This window comes from Nocardioides sp., assembly GCF_047606145.1.
Classification (GTDB): Bacteria; Actinomycetota; Actinomycetes; order Propionibacteriales; family Nocardioidaceae; genus Nocardioides.
The window spans coordinates 1-21,590 of the sequence record NZ_JASGET010000030.1; the positions used below are offsets into that span (position 1 = coordinate 1).

The window sequence follows — 21,590 nt, forward strand, 5'->3', positions numbered from 1 at the left end:
AGGGCCGAACCCACTTCTGTGGGTTCGGCCCTCCGTTGTCTTCCGGCCTTGGGTGTTCTTTGGGATGGGTTCGGCTGGTAGCGCTTGGATGGGTCAAGGACGAGTTCGCCGAGGGGCTCGCCGGACTCCTGCTCCACATCCGACGCTTCAAGATGAACCAAGAAGCTCACGGTGAGGTCGTCGCCATCGTCTACCGCCAACACGCCGCCACAACCCCGTTGCCGCGCTCGCCGCCTGACGAGCCCTTCGCGGCGACGTTCCCCGCGGGCGCCGCATCTTGATCAGCCGCGACTTCGCCCACCCCGTAGGGATCGCGCCGCGGTCACTGCCTCCCCGGTCTTCAATGCGAGATCAGTCGAAGTGTTGGAGAGTCGGCCACAAGGTCGGCCAGCCGGACGCGGGTAGCCGGCAGACCACGAGGACGCTGCCCTGCTCCTCGTTGTCCACCCCGACGCCGTTGTCGAGTACGGCGGCTTGACGGCAGTCCTCGAAGCGGTGTTCGGTCGCGTTGACGTCCTCGGTCCACACCAGGACGACGTCCTTGTCCGCGGGTGGTTGGTGGAGGTAGTAGAGCTCGTTCTGTGCGCTGTAGACCGGCAGCGAGGGGGCGTAGCGATCGATCGCCCCGGCCTCGCCGTAGTTCCCGGTCACGATGACCGCACGCTCGTGCTCGGCGTCGGGGAGCGTGTCCCAGACGCGCTCGACCGTCCGGACGTAGGTCGGCCAGCCGACCTGGTCGCCGATGGTGCTGTTGAGTGACGCCTGGATTCCTGAGTCGGAGACCGGCAGCAGTGGGACGGCGATGAGCGCGCTGACGATCGCGTTCACGCCGATGCCGGCCGCGAGCAGCCACCCGGGCGCCCGGACCGTCACCCATCCGGCGGCGAGCAGGTAGGCGAGCAGCCCGAACGCGTAGTAGATCTGTCCGCCGGCGGCGAAGTTGATCGCCAGCGCGACGACGTAGGCGACCGCCAGGCCCCGGACCCGGCGCCATTCGGCTCGCCGTAGCAGCCCGACGAAGCCGGCGACCGCCACGCAGAACAGCGGCGGACCGATCAGGAGGATCTGGTAGGGAATCAACTGGGACCGGACATCGTCGGCGTTGTCGGCATTCAGGGCGCGCGCCATGGTGAGTTGCGGAAGGCCGTGGCTGACCTGGTAGCCGATGCTCGGAGCGGCGAGCACGATCGCGGCCAGGACGCCCAGCCAGAGCTCCCGTGGCGCCGACCGCGGTCCGCAGACCAGCAGACCGGCCACCACGGACACCACCAAGAGCGCCACCAGGAGCTTGTTGTCCGCGGCGACGCCGAGCACGGCTCCGGCGGCAACCCACCACCGCGGGTCGCGAAGGAGCGCGCGGGTGATGGTGAGCAGGGCGGCCGACCACAGGGTGAGGTCCACGGTGCCGGTCACGAGCAGATGGCCGCTGAGCAGCGGCAGGCTGGCCGAACCGTAGCCCCACGCCGACAGTGCCTGCATGCGCCGGGTTCCACCCAGCTCCCTGATGGTCAGAGCGGCCAGGACAAGGCCGGCGGCGAGGAACAGTGGCGCCAGCGCCCGCAGTCCGTAGACGGTGTCGCCGAAGAGGGCGACGGAGAGCTTGGCAAGCAGCGGCGTCAACAACGGCTGGTCGACGTACCCCCATCGGACGGGCAGCATCCTGAAGTAGAGCTCGTCGCGGTGGTAGCCGTAGCGCCACAACGTGGCGTAGAGCAGGCCGCTGTACGCCAGCGCGGCCAGGGTGATCGCCAGCCAAGGCGTCGGTGCGAGGTCGCGGCTGACGACGACGTCGTCGCGCGGAACCGCAGGTTGCCGCCTCGTTCGCATGGCCAGGCTCCTCCCGCACCGAGGGGCGACCTGCCTACCGCCTCGCGGGCGGAAGGGTGTCTCCGGGGAAACCGCCTCCGGTGTGGAACTCGGCCACCGGCACCTCGGTCCGCACCGCTGGGTCGTCGGCGGCGCGGGCACTCTCGTCGGCGTCACGGGGACCGGGCTCGAGAAGGAGGATCGTGTCGTCGCGCAGCGTGGTGTGGACGTCCCGAGCTCGGACCTTGTCGGTGCCGACCACTTCGACCATTGCGGGTCGTCCCATTTCTCTGCCTCCGAGGTGAGGTAGGCATTCACCAACGCTAGCGAAGGCCCATCTGGATGGGAAGAGAGTGCATCGGCTCACGAAGAACCTCCGCGTAGCTCGATACCGGCGCCTCACATGAGCGGGACGCCCTTGACGCTCGTCCGCATTCCAGGCTGTCGAGACGAATGGCCTCGTGGCCGTGCACGACGGCGCGAGCGCATGCCGAGAGCGCCCCCGACGTCGGCAGGCAGGATCGTCCGGGTCGCCTGGTCGCGGCCCGCGCTCGACGGCGCCGGTCGGGTCAACGGACGACCATCCCCGCCATGGCCAGGACCGAGAGGCCACCGGCGAGCAGCTCGACCCGAGCACCGCCGCGGCCGACGAAGGCCCGCCAGGCGGCGTACGCCGCATAGCCGACGGCCACCAGCACGACCGCCGCGGTGAACAGGCCCGGCCGGTCGGCGGTCGCCGACATGCCGGACATGCCCGTCCCGCCCGACATGTCGGGCATCGAGTCACCCGCCATCGCGGCGGTCAGCAGCGCCATGACGCCGAGGTGCAACGCTCGCGCCAGGCCGAGCCGAGTGCGCCACTCCAGCGCGAGCATGGCCAGAGCCAGGCCGGCGAAGACGACCGCCCACGCGCCGCTGGGCAGCAGCACGCTGCCGAACACCATGATGTCGAGCATGCCGGCCAGCATGAGGGCCATCGCGGCGAGAGCCCCCAGGTCCCGCGCCCGGGGGCCGGCGGCACAGCAGCCTGCTCCGACGGCGGCCGGGAGGAGAGACCCGAGGGTCAGCGCCTGCTCCATCGCTCAGGCCTCCCCGTGGTGGTGGCAGTGCCCGCCGTCGGCGGCGGTCGACTCCGGCACGTTGAGGGTGGGGTTGCGGTCGAAGAAGCCGTACGGGGCCAGGGTGAACCGGGCGTAGTCCACCGGCATGACCGGCCAGTCCTCGGGCCGCGGGAAGTGGGTGAGCCCGAAGGTGTGCCACAGCACGATGTCCTCGCCGTCCAGCGGACGGTCGCCGGCCATGTACGCCGGCAGGCCGTCGCCGCCGGGGTTCTGGTTGACCAGATCGCCGGCGGGGTAGCGCTCGTCGGGGGAGTACGCGGTGACCCACACCTGCTTGGTGGTGAACGCACCCCGGCTGGCGATCACCGAGGCCGGGTCGGCGAGCAGGGTCGGGTTCTGCTCGGCGTGCAGGACGTACGCCGTCGGCTGTCCCAGCCGGTTGGTGCGCTCGGTGCTCGAGATGTGCCAGGTGCGACCCACCGAGGCGTCCGCGTCCCGGGCGGCCGTCGCCTCGGAGGCGATCCGGGTCTTCTTGAAGGTGAAGGCGTTGCCCCACGGGTTGCCCTCGCCCATCGGCACCGGCACGGCCTCGACCTCGTCGACGGCGTTGCCGAGCCCGTCGACGCTCATGTCGAGGCGCGCGCTGAACAGGTGCTGGTGGAACGGCGCGCCCAGCCCGGGGGCGACCTCGGTGGCGTACGGCCAGGTCTCGATGCCCTTGTACGCCGACGGGAACAGGATGCCGGTGAGCTTGGCCTCGCACTCGATCCGGCCGTCGAGGTAGAGGTACCAGTAGAAGCCGTAGTCGTAGTTGCCGACGGTGGTGAAGAACGAGATGACCAGGCGGCGCTGGCGGCGCACCTCGGAGACCCCCTCGACCCACAGGTCGGTGTGCTTCCACAGGGTGCCGAAGTCCTCCTCGTGCATGCAGATCGCGTTGGTGATCGTCTGCGGGTTGCCGAACTCGTCGGCCAGCGTGGCGTCGAAGTACCTGATCTCGCCGAGGCAGTCGCAACCGAGCGTGAGGGAGTTGGCGAACCGGCCGAAGACGTACTCTCCGGTGTCGAAGTAGTTCTGCCAATACCGGGTCGGTGCCGGATCGGCGTAGGGGACGACCATCTCGGCGATCGAGGCGCGGTAGACGATCGGCCGGACCTCGCCGTCGTGGTCCGGGTCGGCGTAGCCGATGTGGTGCAGGACGAGTCCCTCGCGGGCGTCGAAGCCGAGCGAGAAGGTCCAGTTGGCCCAGGACACCTGGTCGCCGTCGACGGTGAACGAGGGACCCTCGGGCTGGGTGATCTCGATCGGCTTGAGACCCTCGAGCGGCGCCGGGCGACCCTGCGGCAGGTGGAACTGGCTGGGCTCGGCCGGCACCGGCAGTACCTCGGTGTCGACGACCTCGATGACCTCCTTGGCGATCACGTCGACGTAGGCACAGAGCCCGTCGACGGGATGGGCCCACGGGTGGTCGGTCGGGTCGGCGTACTGGAAGGCGAACACGCGGATGATCCGCTTCCCCTCCTCGCCGGGGTTGTCGTAGGAGCCGGGGGAGAGCGGTGCGGTGACGACCTCGTCCGCGGTCAGCCCGCGCTTCGCGAGCGCGGAGATCCAGGCCTCGTCGGCCTGGACGATCGGGTCGATCGAGGCGAACTCCTCGATGAGGATCGGGACCTGGCCACGCGAGCCGTCGATCTCGGTGCCCGCCACGGTGCCGGCGGTCAGGTCGACGGTGGCGTCGAACGCGGCCCCGGTCGCGGTGTCGAGCAGCAGCGCGCGGGCGAGCCGGTGCGGCACCGGACCGTCGCCGGCCAGGGTGCGGAGCACCTCGGCCTTGTGGGGCTCGATCAGCCCGACATAGGCGAACCGAGTGGAGTCGGTGACCAGCCCGGCGTCGTGCAGGAGGCTGCTGGTGCGGGTGATCTCCTCGCCGGTGAGACTGGAGGTGGGCATGGACCCGGTACGGGTGATGTCGATGGTCATTCGCGGTTCCTCACTCGGAGATGGTGTCGATGACGGTGGCATATGCCGCCGGGCGGTGACGTCTGAGAACGGCCGCCTGGACGAGACCGAAGACGGGGAAGGCGGCCATCAGCGCGAGCATCGCGATGGTCAGGGTGCCGACGCGCGGGTTGCCCGCGGCGTCGACGTCGCCGAGCAGCATCGGGAAGTTCGCGAACAGCACGTAGGTGACGCCCAGCAGGCCGAGGAGCCCGATGCCCGGGGCGATCCAGGTGCGCCAGGCCCCGGCGCGGACGTGGTTGCGGGTGAAGTAGACGATCACCGCGAGGCAGGTCAGCGCCATCAGGACCACGATCGCGACCGTGGCGATGCCGCTGAACCAGGTGAACACCTCCAGATACGGGTCGAGCTTGACGATCGCGAAGACGGCGATCAGCGCCAGCGCGGTCGCGGTCTGGATGAGCGAGGAGACGTGCGGCGACTCGTGCTCCTCGTGGACCCGGCCGAGGTGCCGGGGCAGGAGGCCGGCGTTCGACATCGAGTGCTGGTAGCGGGTGATGACGTTGTGGAAGGAGAGCACACAGGCGAAGAGGCTGGTCATCAGCAGGACGTTGATGACCTCCGCGCCGGCGCCGCCGAGGTACGTGTGGGCGGTGGTGATGATGAAGCCAGCGTAGTCGTCGGCGACCTCCTGGTCGAAGCCCTTGCCCCAGCCCTGGACGAGCGCCCAGGAGGTGAAGGTGTAGAAGACCGCGATCGTCGTGACGGCGGCGTACGTCGCCAGCGGGATGGTGCGCTCGGGGTCCTTGGCCTCGTCGCGGAAGATGGCGGTGGACTCGAAGCCGATGAAGCCGGCCATGCAGAACATCAGCGCGAGCGCCGGAGTGCCCGAGGTGACGACCGACGGGGTGAACGAGTCGGCGCTGACGCCGTCGGCGCCACCCTGGGCCAGGATGACCAGGGAGAGCACGATCACGATGCCGACCTCGGCGACGAGGAGGACGCCGAGGACCTTCGCCGAGAGCTCGACGTGCCGGTAGCCGAGGAGGCCGACGACGGCGATCAGTGCGAGCGCCCAGACCCACCAGGGCAGGTCGAGGCCGGTCTTGGACTGCATCCAGTCACCGAGGGTGAGGCCGAGGAAGCCGTAGACGGCGATCTGCACGGTCGTGTAGGTGAGGATCGCCAGCCAGGCGGCGGCGAGACCGCCCGGGCGGCCCAGACCGTAGCCGACGTAGGTGAAGAAGGCACCGGGCTTGGCGACGTAGCGGCTCATCGTGGAGAGCCCGACGGCGAAGAAGAGCAGGATGACGCCGCCGACGGCGAACATCGTGGGCGCGCCGGCGCCGTTGCCCATCAGGGCGGCGAGCGGGAAGCCGCCGCCGATGACGGTGAGGGGAGCGGCGGCGGCGACGACCATGAAGACGATCGCGCCGACGCCGAGCCGGCCGGTGAGCCGGCGGGTGGGGGCGTGAGCGCCTGCGGTGCTCACTGATTCGGCCGTGGCCATGGGATGTACTCCTGAGGCTGGTTGGATCGAGGGGCATGGCCACTCTCGTGCGCAGGCGTTCCGTCCTTGCTTCGGTGCCGCAACGATTGGAGGGTTCCCGAATGGGACTGGGCGCGTTCGCGGTCCCACTGCGAAAGCGATCAGCCGCAACGTGCGCTTAACAGGTGCGCAACACCGGTTGCCCTACTCTCCCTGCAACCCCGGCTGGCCCGGGGCCGTCCATGAGTCGCTGAGGAGGTGGCGATGCGGGACCTGATCCGGGCGATCCGGACGCCGCCGGCGGTCGCCGCGGTCCCGGCGTCGTCGGCGATGGCCGGCCTCGAGCGACGGGTGATCGGCTTCGTCGACGTACTGGCCCAGTCCGTCGGGGCGGTCGCGCCCACCGCGGCAGCCGCCGCGACACCGGCTCTCGTCGCCGGTCAGGCCGGCGGCTCGCTGCTGTTCTGCATGCTGGTCGCGTGGCTGCTCGTCGCCGGGGTGGCGTACGCCGTGGGTCAGTTCACCCGGCGGATGCGCGCCCCCGGGTCGCTGTACACCTTCACCACCAACGGATTGGGGCCGCACGCCGGGTTCGCCGCCGCGTGCGCGCTGATCGCCGGGTACGGCTTCGTGGCGATGTTCGGCCTGACCGGTGCGGCGCTCTACTTGCGGGACCTCGTCGAGGACGTGTTCGGGATCGACCCCGGGCGGTGGGGCATGGCCGGCGGGATCGTGGTGCTCGGCGCGGTCTGCCTGGTCGTGCTGCGCTGCGGGATCCGGCTCTCGGCGCGGGTGACCCTCGTGGTGGAGGCGGTCGCGGTGCTGGTGACCCTGGCGCTGCTCGCGATCGTGCTGGCCCGCGCCGATCCCGGCACGCTCCTCGACCCGTTCACCGCGCGGCTGCCCGGGCCGGGCGCGCTGGCCGCCGGCACCGCGGTCGCGATGACGGCGTTCGTCGGCTTCGAGAGCGCGGCAGCGCTCGGCCGGGAGGCGCGCCGGCCCTTCTTCGTGATCCCGCGCGCGATGCGCTGGACGCTGGTGGCGGTCGGCCTGGCCTACGTCTTCGCGATGTACACCGAGCAGGTCGGCGCCGGCAGTCTGGGCGTACGGCTGGCCGACAACGACCTCGCCATGTCGCAGTTGGCCGTCCGCAGCGACGTGCCCTGGCTCGGCCGGCTCCTCGAGGTGGGGCAGGCGACCTCGCTGGTCGCCTGCGCGATCGCGTCGCTGACCGCGCTGAGCCGGGTGGTGTTCACGCTGGGGCGGGAGGGGCTGCTGCCGGCGGCGGTCGGGTTCGCCGACCCGTTGCGCGGTACGCCGCTGGGGGCTCTCGCCGTCGTCGTCCCGGTCACCGTGCTGGTGCCGGTGGTGATGGTCGCGGACGGCTCGGACCCCTGGCAGGTGATGTCGGTGCTCCTCGCCGTCTCGGCCGTCGGGTACCTGACCGCGTACGCCCTCACCGCGGCCGCGGCGCCCGCGTTCCTGCGCCGGATCGGCGAGCTCACCCCGCTGACCGCGATCACCTCGGGAGTCGTCGCCGGCGTCCTCGGCGTGGTCGTGGTGATCTACCTCGTGGTGATCGGTGGCGACCGGCCGGTGTCGCTGTGGCTCTGCGTCGCCGTCGCCGTCGCCGCACTGGCCGCCTACGTCGTCGCGCGCAGGAGCCGGGCAGCCGCGTTGGCGGGCATGGGACTGTTCGACCAGACCACCGCGGCCGACCTTCTCGGCGCCGAGCCGCTGGACGCTCCGGGTCGACCTTGAGCCCGCGGGCACCGAGCCGGCCGGGCGACTTCACCGGTCGTCAGCCGCAGGCGGTGCTCTCCGCGCTGGCGGTCCTGGAGGAGGTCGCGCGGGCCGGGCCCGGGATCACCGCCCAGGAGATCGCCACGAACCTGGGGCTCTCGCGTGCGACGTCGTACCGACTGCTGAACCTGCTCGTCCAGGACGAGTACCTGGTCCGGCTGCCCGATCTCGCCGGCTTCGCGCTCGGTCGCAAGGTCGCGCTGCTGTCCGGCATGGCCGCCCAGCAGGACAGTGACCGCGAGATCGGGGTGATCCTCGCGCAGATGCGGAGCCGGATCCGCGGCGGCGTGCATCTCGCGGATCTGAGCGCGGGCCGGGTCGAGTTCCTCGACGTCGACGCGGACTTTCCGCTCAGCGACGCCGCGCGCATCGCCGACGCGCTCGAGGACTCGGCGTTCGGCCGGCTCATCCTCGCCGAGCGCGATCTGCGCGCCGGTGCCGGGCCGGTGCCGTACGCGGTCCAGGTCGGCGTCCTGGTCCCGGGATTCGGCTGCTTCGTGGCTGCCGTGCGCGACGAGACCGGGCGGCTGCTGGCCGGGGTCGGCCTGGCCCTGCCCGCGGCCAGGCTCGCCGAGCCCACCGCGCTCCTGGAGACGGTCGCCGAGGACGTACGCCGCCTCGCCGAGCTGCTCGCTCCGGCGCGCTGACGCCTCGCGAGTCCGGCCCGGTTGCGAAGCCTTGTGCTCACCACAGGCCCAAGCCGGATCTCGCCGAGTTCCACCTCGAGCTGGTCGCCGCGGCGTCTGCTGGACTGGCCGGCCCGATCGCCCTGGTGGACGCCTCGCGACGTGAGCGCCGGTCTCTGTGCGACATAGTCCCTCCTCGCGCTCGCCGGCGCGATCATCGGCATCCCGACCGGCATCGGGCTGTTCAGGGCAGTCTCACCGGACGCCGCACCGCTGTCGCCGCTGTGGCGGCTGATCGCGGTATTGCCCGGAACCGTTCTGGTCGTGGCTGCTCTGACGATGGTGCCGGCACGAGTCGGCGCCCGTCGACCCGTCGCCGAGATCCTTCAGGCCGAGCACGCCTGAGTCTCGCCGTGGCCTGCGTCGCCGGGGGACCCGGACGGCTCTTCGTGCCTGAAAGGAGCCAACGCCACTGCCGTCGAGGGTCCCGGTAGCGGTCTCGGAGCCCATGGCCTGGAGCTGACTGATATCGTTGCTTCGATATCGGAGGTGATCACCGTGGAGCAGATCCTGATTCGTCATCTTCCTGCGGGGACCAAGGCCGCGCTCAAGGCGCGTGCCGAACAGCACCGCCGGTCCGTCGAGGCCGAGGCGCGCGAGATCCTCGCCGAGGCTCTTGAACGCGAGCCGGTCACCCTCGTCGATCTGCTCGGCACGGACGAAGGCGCCGACATCGAGTTCGAGCCCGAGCGCCTCGGACTGACCCCTCGCACCCCTGATCTGTGATCCGGTAGATGCAGTACGTCGTGGACACGAATGTGGTCTCGGCTCTCCGAGTCCGAGGCCGCAATCCATCGGTGGAGGCTTGGGCGTCGTCGGTTCCCGTCGCCGACCAATTCGTGACGGCGACGACGATCGCCGAGATCGAACGCGGAGTCATCGCCAAGGAACGATCCGACCCTGCCCAAGGCGACGTTCTGCGCCGGTGGTTCGACGACCGTGTCCTGCCGGCCTTCGCCGGTCGGGTGCTGCCATTCGATCTGCCTGCCGCGCGGATCCTGGCCACCTACCGAACACCTGAGCACGCTCCGTTCGACGACGCGCTCATTGCCGCCATCGCCCAGGCCGCCGCGATGACCGTCGTCACGCGCAACAGCCGGCACTTCGAGCCCCTCGGCGTCCTCTGCCTCAACCCCTGGGATCAGAGCCGGTAGGAACGGGCCCCGAGGCTTGCTCGCGAGCCAAGCGCGCGACGGGTCGCACAGGCTGGTCATCGGCTCGGTCGGGACCCAGATGGCTGGGACATCGCCGCGGGGCGACACGAATCCGGCCGTTCGGTGGGGCTGGTGAGCAGCACGAAGAAGGGCGAGCGTGCCGACTCGACGGCGCGGGTCGGCGTACGCAGGGCCGCGCCGGATCGTCAACCGTGGGACTCGACGTGCTGCTGCCCGACTCGCTCGATGACGTCGGCGGCCTTGCGCAGTCCGTTGCGTTCCCGGATCGAGGCGCCGATGGTCGACATCCTCTCGCGCAGCGCGTGATCACCGAGCAGGCGCTCGATCGCCCGGGAGAGCTCGTCGTCGGAGAACCCGTAGGTGGAGAGCCGTACGCCGAACCCGAGCTCGTCGACTCGTTGCGCGTTGTCGTACTGGTCCCAGAAGAGCGGCAGCACGATCATCGGCTTGCCGAAGTGCATCGCCTCGGTGGTGGTGTTGTTGCCGCCGTGCGTGATGACCAGGTCCACCTGGGGGATCACCCGCGTCTGCGGGAGCATGGCGGCGCCGTACATGTTGTCCGCGAGGCGCAGCTCGTCGGCGCGCGGGCCCAGGCTGACGATGATCTGGTGCCGGGTCTTGGCGAGGAGGTCGATCAGGCGCTGCATCAGGGTGACGTCGGCGCTGCCGAGCGACCCGAGGGACAGGTAGATCAGGCCCGCCCCCGGGTCGCGGTCGGCGAGTGCCGCAGGCAGTGTGAACTCCTCGTCGGTCTCTCGGACGCTGGAGTCGATGCGATGCCAGCGCGCGTCCAGCACTCGTTCGTAGTCCAACTCCGTCGGAAAGACGTAGAGGTTCGCGGCCGGGGAGGTGTGGACCCATTCGCCGCTCGGGAGCGGGTCGGCACCTTGGTGCACCACCCACCTGTTGAAGTCCTCCCACATCGCCGTGTGGGTCCCTTCGTAGGCCGCCAGGTAGCCGGCCCAACGGTCTCGGTCCCCGATCCCGTAGCCGGAGAACGGCGGCGGGACGTCGGCGCCGCGGATCTCCAGCGGATTGCACGAGACGATCCGGACGAACGGCGCACCGCTCGTGGTCAAGGCGGGGAACGCGACGACGTTGTCCTCGACGATGACGTCGGGGCGATGTCTCGCGATGATCTCTCGCAGCTGTGGCTCGCAGTACTTCGCGCCGTCGATGAGCGCCTGATAGGTGGGCTGGATGAACGTGCCGAGCTGGTCCACGGTCGGCTTGCGGAACTCGGGGGCCGTCTCGTTGATGAAGTCGATCCAGAACTGTCCCGCCTCCTCCGCGCCGGCATCGGGCGCGGGTTCGGCGAGGTCGACGAGATCCTCGGTGAAGCCGAGCGGCTCGAGCTTCCCGGCCCAGGACCGCTCGGCGGCGAAGACGACCGAATGTCCTCGATCGGTGAGCACCTTGCCCACGCCGATGCACTGATTCGTCGGGCCGTAGGCCGACTCGGGCATGAACAACACGGTCAACGGTCGTGTCATGGGGCACTCCTCCTCGTTGCTCGGCAGGGGATGACTCGACGCCGGTTCGGGGCGACAGCCGGGGGTCGTTTGACGGTGTCGCCCGAGGCGTCAGCGGCGCTCAGCCGGGTGTGGGGAGTGCGCGCAGCGCGATCGCCTGGCTGAGGGCGAAGAGCGCGATGTCGATCGCCACGCTCAGGACCGCGATGACGATCAACGCCGTCGCCGCGGTGGCCGAGGCGAACCCCACGGTGATCGCGGCGAGCACGTTGGCCGCCATGACGAGACGAAGCGCCTGATGGATGGGCAGCCGGGAGAGCATCCACCACACGCCTGCCGCCCACAGCACCACCGAGACGCCGACGACGGCGACCAGGAGCGAGGGAAGCGCGACCACGTCGGTGACCTGTCCAGCGCCCAACGCCACCGCAGCGCCCAGCACCGCGCAGTACGCGGCATCCAATCGGAGGCTCCACCGTCCGAGCCTGTCGCCGTCGATCCGTCGCATCATCGGGTCCCGATCCTCAGGTCATGTTCCTTCTCAGGTGCCGGTGACGTCGTGCCGGTGGGCACCGCTCGGGCCGATCGACTCCGCCGCCACGGCCTCACGGGCATCAGGCTACTCGTCACCAGAGCCCGTGCCGAGCCCGGTGAGCAGACTCGAGGTCCGGCGTACGCCGCTGGGGGCCGAGCCCGGAGACGCTCAGACGTCCAGGGTGAGGACCGCCGACCGGGAGCGTGAGACACAGACGTTGATCTGGCCGTTGGCGGCATGCTCCGCCGGAGTCTGAACCTCGTCGCGGTGGTCGGGGATGCCGTCGATGACGCCGGTCAGGCACGAGCCACAGATGCCCTGCTCACAGGAGAGGACCACCTCGTACCCGTGGCGCTCCAGCACCTCGGCGATGGTCTCGTCGGCCACCGTCATCCGCTCGCCGCTGGAAGCGGCGACCACGACGAAGGAGTCACCGGTGGCGTCGACCGGCTCCTCGGTCACGAATCGTTCGGTGCGCACCCGGTCGGCCGGCACCCCGACGGCGGCGGCATGCTCGCCGACCTTGTCGAGGAACCCCCGCGGTCCGCAGGCGTAGACGACGATGTCGTCGGTGACCGACCACTCCGGCGCCGAGTCGCGCAGGGACTGGCCGAGGTCGCTGCGATGGTGCTCGACGCGTCCGGCGTACGGCTGCGCGGCGACGTACTCGGCGAGGGGGAGCGGGCCGCGGCTGTAGCAGTGCAGCTCGTACGACGCCCCGCGCGCCTCGAGCGCCCCGGCCATGGCCAGCAGCGGCGTGATGCCGATGCCGCCGGCCAGCAGCACCGCGTGCCGGCGGCCGTCGCCGAGCGTGAAGGTGGATCGGGGTGCGGAGACCGTGAGCCGTTGGCCCACCCGGAGGCGTTCGTGGACGTGCCGCGATCCACCGCGACCGTCGGTCTCGAGCTGGACGCAGATCAGGTAGCGGCCGGGGTCGGTGACGTCGAGCAGGGAGTAGGGCCGCACCATCTTCCCGGCCGCGGTGGACAGGTGCACGTCGATGTGTGCGCCGGGCTCGGCGGCCGGCAGCGGCGTCGCGTCGGGCCGCCGCAGCTCCAGTAGCAGTGCTCGGTCCGAAGCGAGGATCTGGGCATGGACCACGACCCCGATCAGGTCCGTGGCGACGCTGGCCCTCATGCGGTGAAGAACTGGCTCAGGCCCAGCCCACGCAGGGCGCGGCGGTAGGCGATGGAGGATCGGTCGGCGGGGATGTGGACCTCGAGCTTCGGGTCGAGTGGGAGCTGCTCCGGTCGCTGAGCCTCGGTCATGACCTTGTCCTCGGCGAAGATCTGGGCGTTGAATTCGTAGACGTCACCGACCGGCTGGTCGGTGTCGAAGTCGCGCACCCGTGCGTCGAACTGCCGGGTCCGTCTCGCCGAGATCGGGCTGGCGGCGTTCATGATCGACAGCTTGCTGCCGTCGGGGAAGTCGATCACCAGGGTGGCGGTGAACGGCACGTGCAGCCGGAAGTGGCGCAGCCACTGGTAGTCGGGGTCGGCCCTGAGCCCGGTGCTGTGCGGGTAGTTGCCGACGGTCGAGTAGTACCTGGCCTCGAAGCCGTCCGGGGTCGGCTCGACGGTGTAGTCGGGGACCTCGGTGTTCTCCGGGTCGGCGAAGGAGGCCTCGTGGGCGAAGGCGAAGTGGGCCACGTCGAGGAAGCCCTCGACCTGTCGGCCGGCGAACGCGGCGACGTCGGCGGGTGGGCAGTTGATCTGTTGGAAGCCGGGGTCGTCCCAGTGCGGCACGGGCGGGATCGAGACGGTGTCCTCGGCGTCGCCGGGCAGGCTGGCCAGGCAGGTCCAGATCAGGCCGTAGCGCTCCACCGCGTGGTAGGCGTGCAGGTTCATTCGGGCGGGGATCTTGTTGGCCGGGTGGGCGGGGATGGCGGTGCACCTGCCGCCCGCGCCGAACCGGAGCCCGTGGTAGGGACACCGGATGCCCAGTCCGTCGTCGAGGGCCTTGCCCAGCGAGAGCTGCATGCCCCGATGGGGACAGAGGTTGTCGGCCACCACGACCTGTCCCTCGATGCGGTAGATCACCAGGGGCTGGTCGAGCAGCGTGGCGCCCAGCGGCTGCTCGCTCACCTCGCCGGCCAGCGCGACCGGGTACCAGTAGCGGGCGATGATTTGCCAGTCGTCGGGGTCGAAGGTGCAGCCCCGCGGCAGCGGCAGGGCACGGTCGGCGTACGGCAGGGTGTGTGCGGGGGAGTCGACGGTCATGGTGTTCCTCGCAGATCGGCTGGACTCGGATCGGCTGGACTCGGACGGACGAGTCGAGACCAGAGGCGGCAGGGCGTGATGCCGGGTGAGAAGGGTCGGCGTCCGGCATCGGAGGAGGCAACGGCCTCCGGATACCGGGAGGATGGGACGAGAACGAAGGGCTCGTCGGTCAGCGGCCGTGAGCGATCAGACCGCGACTCCAGGCGGTCCGATGGCAGGCCGCGCGGAGGTCACGAGCCGACAACGCGACAGCGGTCATGGTCCCCTCCTTCGCCTGCGGAGCCGCCAGTCTGCGTGACCGATGTGTCGTCGGTGTGGCGCACGATGTCGGCGGTGTGACAAACCGCTGTCGGACGCCGGGGACGGTCGGTAGTCTCGGTCCCATGTCCGCGCGAGAAGCCGACCTCGATCGGATCGCCGCGCTCCAGGACGCGGAGGCGAAGGCGGCCGAGCTGTTCGACGTGGCGGTCCGGCGCGGACTGATCGTGCCGGGCAAGACCGAGCGCGAGCTCTCCGACGAGGTCCGCGCGCTTGCGAACGAGCTGTTCGGCATCAGGCGCTTCTGGCACAAGCGGATCGTCCGCGCGGGCGTCAACACCCTGGAGCCCTACCGCTCCAACCCGCCGGATCGTGCGTTGCAGGCCGACGACATCCTCTTCTTCGACTTCGGTCCGATCTTCGAGGAATGGGAGGCAGACTTCGGCCGCACGTACGTGCTCGGCGACGACCCCGACAAGCACCGGCTCGCGGCCGATCTGCCCCGGATCTGGGAGCGGGGGCGCGAGCACTTCCGTGCCACGCCCGACATCACCGGCGCCGAGCTCTTCACCCACGTCCTCGGCCTGATCGGTACGGCGGGCTGGGGCCACGGCGCCGCGCACGCGGGCCATCTCGTCGGCGAGTTCCCCCACGAGCGCATCAACGGCGACGACATCGACTGCTACATCACCGCCGGGAACGACCGGCCGATGCGCCGCCTCGACGCCGCCGGCAACCCGTGCCACTGGATCCTCGAGGTTCATCTCACCGACCGCGAGCGCGGGTTCGGCGGCTTCTTCGAGCAGTTGCTGCTCGACGCCTCCGAGGTCCACGGCTGACTGGCTGCCGGACCACCGCCGGCCCGGGGAGGCGAGGTCGGAAACGTTTCGTCACGTGACGCGGGCCGTTCACCGAGCGGTTCGAGCCGGGTCAGGTGCCGACGAGATCCTGAGGCGTGCTGACCATCTTCCGTCCCGCCACGACCGCCGCCGTCCTGAGTGCCCTGGGCCTGGCCGGCGTCTGCGTCGCCCAGCCGGCCACCGCAGCTCCCGTCCAGCCGATCGCGCACCAGGTCTCGACGGGCAATCCGGGCGATCCGAGTCATTCGGGTCATTCGGGTCATTCGGGTCATCCGAGCCAGCGGGGGCCGATCCCGTTCACCGCCGCCAGCCTCACCGAGGGCGACCAGGACGGGAGCTGGATCGTCACCTGGAAGGCTCCCGCGTCCGTTCGCACGGTGAAGGTGTACGTCGGGACCAGCGCGACCAGCTTCGCGCGCCGGCCGGTCCTCAGCCACCGGCACTCCGGCAGCCTCACCGTCGCCACCACGGCGGCCCGGCCCTGGGTCGAGCTGGTCGGCTCGACGGGTGCTCCGCTCGTGATCGCCTCGCGTGATCTGGGCCTGGCCAGCGACCCCAACCTGCGTGACATCGGTGGCTACCGCGCCGCCGACGGGCAGTGGGTGCGCGAGGGCGTCGTCTACCGCTCGCAGGCGCTCTCGCTGACCTCGGCCGACCTCGCCGTGGTGAACACCCTCGGTATCGCCGGCGACTACGATCTGCGCACCACCGCCGAGGTGGACAGCTCGCCGGACGTGGTCCCCACCGGCGCCACCTACCGGCAGCTGAACGTGCTCGGTGACGACACCTCGACCTCGATCTCGGCCACCAGTGCCGAGGAGGCGGTGGCCTACATGGAGCAGGCCGAGATCGCGATGGTCGACTCCGACACCGCGAAGGCGGCCTACCGGGAGCTGTTCACCTCCCTCGCCCGTGAGCGCGGCGCCAGCCTCTACCACTGCACCGCCGGCAAGGACCGCACCGGCTGGGCCACCGCGGCACTGCTCACGCTGCTCGGCGTCCCCGACCGGACCGTGATGAAGGACTACCTGCTCTCCAACACCTACTACTACGAGTCCGCGGCGGTCCAGGAGATGCTCGCCGCCCTTCCCGAGGCGCAGCGCGAGATCTATACGCCGTTCATGCAGGTCCGGGCCTCCTATCTCGACGCCGGTCTCGACCGCGTCGAGGAGGAGTACGGCTCGATGAGGAACTACTTCGTCGAGGGGCTCGGGCTGAGCCACGCCACCATCGCGAGGCTCGAGGACCGGCTGCTGGTCGGCCGGGGCTGAGCCTGCTCCGGGTCGGTCGGTCTCGGGTCAGTAGACGTCGCGCACGTACCGCTGCGCGCTGGCCAGCTCCTTGACGTACTCGACGGCGCCCTCGGGGGAGAGCCCGCCGGCCTGGCGGGCCACGTCGATCAGGGCGGCGTCGACGTCCTTGGCCATCCGGCTGGCGTCGCCGCAGACGTAGAAGTGGGCGCCGTCCTGCAGCCAGTCCCAGAGCTGGGCGGCCTGCTCGCGCATCCGGTCCTGGACGTAGACCTTGGTGCGCTGGTCACGGGAGAAGGCGACCGAGAGGCGGGTGAGGAAGCCGTCCTCGGCGAGCGCCTCGAGCTCGTCGCGATAGTAGAAGTCGGTGGTGGAGTTGCGCTCGCCGAAGAACAGCCAGTTGCGCCCGGGGTGGCCCAGCGCCCGACGTTCGGCCAGGAAGCCGCGGAACGGCGCGACCCCGGTGCCGGGTCCGACCATGATCATCGGCGTGCCCGGGTCGCTCGGTGGCCGGAAGTGACTGGTGGGCTGGACGAAGATGGGCACCTCGGCGGCCTCGCCACGGTCGGCGAGGAACGTCGAGCAGACGCCGAGGCGGGTCTGGCCGTCGTAGGTGTAGCGGACCGCGGAGACGGTGAGCTGCACCTCCGTGGGATCCGCCAGCGGGCTGGAGGAGATGGAGTAGAGCCGGGGCTGCAGCGGCCTGAGGACCTCCAGCCACTCCTCGGCGGCGGCGATCACCGGGTACTCGGCGAGGACGTCGATGGACTGGCGGCCCCAGGACCAGCGCTGCAGGTTGACCTTGTTGCCCTCGCGCAACAGGTTGCCGAGCTCGCGGTCGCCGGTCCGTGCCCTGACGAACCGCAGCAGGTCGGGGGTGACCTTGAGGATCTCCAGCTCGGTGCGGGCCGCCTCGTGCAGCGGCATCTCCCGGCCGGCGACGCTGACCGTCTCCGCAGCACTCAGCCCGGTGGCGGCGAGCCAGGCGTCGACCGCGGCAGGGCTGTTGGTCGGGCGCACGCCGAGCGCGTCGCCCGCCTGGTAGCAGAACGCGGAGTCGAGGGTGAACCCGAACTGCCGAACGTCCTTGCTGGAGCCGCCGGCGCTGAGCCGGACGTTGCGTGCCAGCCGGGTGACCAGCGGGTTCTTGCGCCCGTACGACGCCCCCGCCGGCGTCGGCGCCACCCGAGGGGTCGTGGTGGCCGGCGGTGCGAGCGCTGCCGAGTCGGTCGGACGGGTGGTCGCCGTCGTGAGGCCGGCCGAGACCGCCTCGAACCAGGCCTCGGCCGGCTCGCTGTCGCCGGGCTCGCAGTCGACCCGCTCGGTGAGTCGGCTGGCGCCGAGCGCGGCCATCCGCTCGTCCAGCCGCCGGCCGTGACCGCAGAAGTCGTCGTAGCTGGAGTCGCCGAAGGCCAGCACCGCATACCGGGTCTGCGCCAGCCGCGGTGCGTCCTCGGCGGCCAGGGCGCTCCAGAACGCCTCGCCGTTGTCGGGGGCATCGCCGTCGCCGAAGGTGGAGCTGACCAGCAGCACCGTCGGCGTGGTGGCGAGCCCGGCGACGTCGAAGGTGTCCATGTCGACCAGGTCCACCTCGTGGGTGCGCCGCAGCCGCTCGGTGTACTCGACCGCGTGTTCCTCGGCGTTGCCGGTCTGCGAGGCCCACAGCACCAGCACCCGGTCTCGGTCATCGCGCTGTCGCGCCTCCATCGCCCCGGTCGCCTCGATCGCCCCGGGCTCCGACGTCCCGGTGGTCGAGTAGAGGCCGGCCAGCAGCCCGTCGACCCACGCCCGGGCGTCGTCGCCGAAGGGTGCCGTCGCCGGGAGCACCGGCACTCCGGCGACGCCGGCGCGCTCGCGCGCCCAGAGCAGGCCGCTCAGATACCGGCCCTGCCGGGCGTGGAGGTCGGGTGGCGTCGCCGGGAGGCCGAGGGCGGCCAGGACCGTCTCGGCGTGCGCGGCCGGGCCGACCGGGACATCAGTGGCACCTGGGACACCTGGGACACCTGGGACGGCGGCGAGGACGGTGGTCTCGCGAGCCACGCCGTCCTCGCCGCTGCCCGCGGGCGCTGCCACCTTGGTGACGGTGACCGCGCTGATCTTGAACTCGGGTTGGAACGAGTCCGGGTCGACGGCGTCGTTGGTGACCGCGTTGATGGCGAGGTACTCGCCGAACTGGTCGTTCCAGTGGAACGGCGCGAACAGGTTCCCGACCTGGACCCGGTCGGTGAGCACGGCCGGGAGCACCGCCCGGCCACGGCGTGAGGCGACCTCGACACGGTCGCCGTCGGCGATGCCGAGGGCGCCGGCGTCGCGCGGGTTGATCTCCACGAACGGCCCGGGGTTGAGCTTGGTCAGCTTGGCGACCTTCCCGGTCTTGGTCATGGTGTGCCACTGGTGTTGCAGGCGGCCGGTGTTGAGGATGAACGGGTAGTCGTCGTCGGGCATCTCGCGGGCGGGCATGTGGGGGCGGGGGAAGAACACCGCACGACCGGACGCGGTGGCGAACGCCAGCCGGGGCCGGGTCCCGTCCGGGTGGGTGAGCAGGGTCTGGCTCACCCCGTCGTTGAGGTAGCGGATCGGGTTGCGGCCGTCGTCCTCGGGCCGCTCGGCATCGCCGGGCGGGCTGGGCCACTGCACCGGCGTACGGGCCAGGCGCTGGTAGCTGATCCCGCGCAGGTCGTAGCCGGTCCGGGGATTGGCGAACCGCTTGATCTCCTCGAAGACCTCCTCCGCGCTCGCGTAGTCGAACGAGTCGGCGTATCCCATCGCGCGGGCGACCTCGGCGATGATCTGCCAGTCCGGCATCGCCTCGCCGACCGGGTCGACCGCCTGCTGCAACAGGGTCAGGTTGCGCTCGGAGTTCACGGTGACGTACGTCGACTCCGCCCACAGCGCGCCGGGCAGCAGGATGTCGGCGTACCCGTTCGTCTCGGTCTCGGCGAAGACGTCCTGGGCGATGACGAGCTCGCAGGCCTCGAGCGCCTCGACCACGGTCCCGCGGTTGGCGACCGATGCGACCGGGTTGGTGCAGATGATCCAGCAGGCCTTGATCGCGCCGTCGATCATCTGCTGGTACATGTCGATGGTGCCGGTGCCGACCTCGGCGCTCAGCGTGTCGGCCGGAAGACCCCAGACCCGCTCGACGAAGGCGCGGTCCTCGGGGTCGAGCACGCTGCGCTGCCCGGGCAGACCGGGACCCATGTAGCCCATCTCGCGGCCGCCCATCGCGTTGGGCTGGCCGGTCAGCGAGAACGGTCCGGCGCCCGGTGCGCAGATCGCCCCGGTGGCCAGGTGCAGGTTGATCAGGGCGTTGGTGTTCCAGGTGCCGTGGGTGGACTGGTTGAGCCCCATCGTCCAGCAGGACATCCAGGCGCCGGCCTCCCGGATCCAGCGCGCGGCGGTGGTCAGGTCCGCGACGCTGATCCCGGTCAGCTCGGCGACCACCTCGGGCGGGTAGTCGGCGAGGAACTCCGGCATCTGCTCCCAGCCCTCGGTGTGCTCGGCGATGAAGGCGGTGTCGAGATGACCCTCGGCGTGCAGCAGGTGCAGCAGCCCGTTGAGCAGCGCGAGGTCGGTGCCCGGCTCGACCTGGAGGAACAGGTCGGCCTTGTCGGCGGTGGCGGTGCGGCGCGGGTCGACCACGATCAGCTTGGCGCCGGCCTTGACCCGGTCCATCATCCGCAGGAACAGGATGGGGTGGCAGTCGGCCATGTTGGCGCCGATGACGAAGAAGACGTCCGCGTGGTCGAAGTCCTGGTAGGAGCCGGGCGGTCCGTCGGAGCCGAGCGACTGCTTGTAGCCGGTGCCGGCGCTCGCCATGCACAACCGCGAGTTGGACTCGATGTGCGGGGTGCCGATGAAGCCCTTGGTGAGCTTGTTGGCCAGATACTGGGCCTCCAGCGACATCTGGCCCGAGACGTAGAGCGAGATCGCCTGCGGGCCGTGCTCGTCGAGGATCGAGCGGAGCCGGGCGGCGGTCTCGGCGATCGCCCGGGACATCGCCACCGGCGTCGGCGGGGCGCCGCGCTCGGCCCGGATCTGGGCCGTCTCCATGCGTCCGCCGGCGGTCAGCAGCTCCGCGCTGGTGGCACCCTTGGTGCACAACCGGCCCAGATTGGTGGGGTGCTCCTTGTCGCCGGAGGCCTTGATCACGCGTCGGCGTCCGGTGGCCGGATCCGTCTCGACCTGCAGCAGCATCCCGCAGCCCACCCCGCAGTAGGAGCACGAGGTCCGCACGGTCGTCGGGTCGGGCGTCGGGCGATCCACCCGGCCATGGTGGGCGACGCCGATTGCACCGGCGGATGCCCGAGGTGCCGTCGGCGTCAACAACTCCTCACGGTCGCACAGCCGCATCCCCCAGCTGGTGCCGGGCGGGCGATCGGCGGGTTATCGGGCGGGCGGCGACCGGCGGGTCCGGGTGCCGTCGGTCCGGGCGGCGCCGGCGAGGAAGGCGACGTGCAGCGAGGTGCGCACCTCGGCGTCGGCGAGGCTGACGCGGAGGAGCCGCTCGACCTGAGTGATCCGGTCGTACAGCACCGGCCGGGAGAGATTGAGCGCGGCGGCCGCCGCCGACTTGCTGCCCCAGTGCTCGATCACCGTCCGGGTGAGATGACACAGCCCCTGATCGGCGGCATGGCCGTGGGCGTCGTCATGGTCCCGCAGAAGGCTCAGCTCGCGATCGGTGAACGCCCGCAACCGGTCGTCGTCGGCCAGCAGCGCCAGCAGGCCACGGATGTGCGCGTCCGCCAGCCGCCGTACGCCGGGCGGCGTCTGGCCGGCCGGGACGGTGGCCATCAGGTGCATCGCCTCGCGCAGCGTGCGGTCGGCGGTGGCGAAGGTGAGCGCGGGCGTGCCGGCCGTGACGACCGCCGGCACCCGGGTGGTGACCGCATCGGCGAAGGCGTCGCCGGCCCGAGTGGCCGAGCCGCGCACCGGCAGCGGCAGCAGCACCCGCACCTCGGCGTCCGACGCGGCGACCAGGCAGGCCCGACCGACGACCTCGGCCGCGCGCAGGCAC

At 70.9% G+C, this 21,590-nt stretch carries 18 protein-coding genes; 7 read left to right on the top strand and 11 right to left on the bottom strand.

The window, feature by feature from the left end:
* A partial coding sequence (locus QM638_RS04820) for a hypothetical protein (RefSeq protein ID WP_415140806.1) occupies positions 1-281 on the top strand: 281 nt, incomplete at its 5' end.
* A gap of 70 nt (positions 282-351) precedes the next feature.
* Here QM638_RS04820 and QM638_RS04825 read toward each other — a convergent pair.
* From QM638_RS04825 to QM638_RS04845, 5 genes are all read right to left on the bottom strand, one after another.
* On the bottom strand, positions 352-1,827 hold the full coding sequence (locus QM638_RS04825) for a glycosyltransferase family 39 protein (protein WP_415140807.1): 1,476 nt from the start codon (positions 1,825-1,827) through the stop codon (positions 352-354).
* 34 nt (positions 1,828-1,861) lie between these two features.
* On the bottom strand, positions 1,862-2,092 hold the full coding sequence (locus QM638_RS04830) for a hypothetical protein (protein WP_415140808.1): 231 nt from the start codon (positions 2,090-2,092) through the stop codon (positions 1,862-1,864).
* Positions 2,093-2,375: 283 nt separating this feature from the next.
* A complete protein-coding gene (locus tag QM638_RS04835) occupies positions 2,376-2,885 on the bottom strand; it encodes a hypothetical protein (protein ID WP_415140809.1) in 510 nt (169 codons plus the stop codon).
* A 3-nt stretch (positions 2,886-2,888) separates the two neighbouring features.
* On the bottom strand, positions 2,889-4,847 hold the full coding sequence (locus QM638_RS04840) for a primary-amine oxidase (RefSeq protein ID WP_415140810.1): 1,959 nt from the start codon (positions 4,845-4,847) through the stop codon (positions 2,889-2,891).
* A gap of 10 nt (positions 4,848-4,857) precedes the next feature.
* Positions 4,858-6,318: an APC family permease gene (locus tag QM638_RS04845; RefSeq protein WP_415140811.1), complete on the bottom strand. Its 1,461-nt coding sequence runs from the start codon at positions 6,316-6,318 to the stop codon at positions 4,858-4,860.
* Between the two features lie 261 nt (positions 6,319-6,579).
* Here QM638_RS04845 and QM638_RS04850 point away from each other — a divergent pair, with 261 nt between their 5' ends.
* The 4 genes from QM638_RS04850 to QM638_RS04865 all read left to right on the top strand — a co-directional run bounded on the left by QM638_RS04850 (position 6,580) and on the right by QM638_RS04865 (position 9,958).
* Positions 6,580-8,076 (top strand): APC family permease, encoded by a 1,497-nt coding sequence (locus QM638_RS04850; RefSeq protein WP_415140812.1) that lies wholly within the window; start codon positions 6,580-6,582, stop codon positions 8,074-8,076.
* Complete coding sequence (locus QM638_RS04855) at positions 8,073-8,765, top strand: helix-turn-helix domain-containing protein (RefSeq protein ID WP_415140813.1); 693 nt, start codon at positions 8,073-8,075, stop codon at positions 8,763-8,765. The genes QM638_RS04850 and QM638_RS04855 overlap by 4 nt, the downstream gene beginning before the upstream one ends.
* Before the next feature lie 528 nt (positions 8,766-9,293).
* Entirely contained in the window at positions 9,294-9,530 is a 237-nt protein-coding gene (locus QM638_RS04860; protein ID WP_415140814.1) for a FitA-like ribbon-helix-helix domain-containing protein, read from the top strand.
* Positions 9,531-9,538: 8 nt separating this feature from the next.
* Complete coding sequence (locus QM638_RS04865; RefSeq protein ID WP_415140815.1) at positions 9,539-9,958, top strand: type II toxin-antitoxin system VapC family toxin; 420 nt, start codon at positions 9,539-9,541, stop codon at positions 9,956-9,958.
* 206 nt (positions 9,959-10,164) lie between these two features.
* Here the strand turns inward: QM638_RS04865 and QM638_RS04870 are convergent, their stop codons facing one another.
* From QM638_RS04870 to QM638_RS04885, 4 genes are all read right to left on the bottom strand, one after another.
* Positions 10,165-11,472 (bottom strand): nucleotide disphospho-sugar-binding domain-containing protein, encoded by a 1,308-nt coding sequence (locus QM638_RS04870; protein ID WP_415140816.1) that lies wholly within the window; start codon positions 11,470-11,472, stop codon positions 10,165-10,167.
* A 100-nt stretch (positions 11,473-11,572) separates the two neighbouring features.
* On the bottom strand, positions 11,573-11,962 hold the full coding sequence (locus QM638_RS04875; protein ID WP_415140817.1) for a hypothetical protein: 390 nt from the start codon (positions 11,960-11,962) through the stop codon (positions 11,573-11,575).
* Between the two features lie 192 nt (positions 11,963-12,154).
* Positions 12,155-13,123 (bottom strand): PDR/VanB family oxidoreductase, encoded by a 969-nt coding sequence (locus QM638_RS04880; RefSeq protein ID WP_415140818.1) that lies wholly within the window; start codon positions 13,121-13,123, stop codon positions 12,155-12,157.
* Positions 13,120-14,205, bottom strand: coding sequence for a Rieske 2Fe-2S domain-containing protein (locus QM638_RS04885; protein ID WP_415140819.1), 1,086 nt, complete (start codon positions 14,203-14,205; stop codon positions 13,120-13,122). The genes QM638_RS04880 and QM638_RS04885 overlap by 4 nt, the downstream gene beginning before the upstream one ends.
* 383 nt (positions 14,206-14,588) lie before the next feature.
* Here QM638_RS04885 and QM638_RS04890 point away from each other — a divergent pair, with 383 nt between their 5' ends.
* Together QM638_RS04890 and QM638_RS04895 are read left to right on the top strand one after the other, a co-directional pair.
* A complete protein-coding gene (locus tag QM638_RS04890) occupies positions 14,589-15,302 on the top strand; it encodes a M24 family metallopeptidase (protein ID WP_415140820.1) in 714 nt (237 codons plus the stop codon).
* Between the two features lie 116 nt (positions 15,303-15,418).
* Entirely contained in the window at positions 15,419-16,594 is a 1,176-nt protein-coding gene (locus tag QM638_RS04895) for a tyrosine-protein phosphatase (protein WP_415140821.1), read from the top strand.
* A gap of 27 nt (positions 16,595-16,621) precedes the next feature.
* On the opposite strand, the gene QM638_RS04900 is transcribed toward QM638_RS04895, so the two are convergent.
* Both QM638_RS04900 and QM638_RS04905 read right to left on the bottom strand, forming a co-directional pair.
* Entirely contained in the window at positions 16,622-20,839 is a 4,218-nt protein-coding gene (locus tag QM638_RS04900; protein ID WP_415140822.1) for a molybdopterin-dependent oxidoreductase, read from the bottom strand.
* A gap of 120 nt (positions 20,840-20,959) precedes the next feature.
* Positions 20,960-21,590 (bottom strand): helix-turn-helix domain-containing protein (locus QM638_RS04905; protein WP_415140823.1); only part of this gene is annotated, 631 nt, incomplete at its 5' end.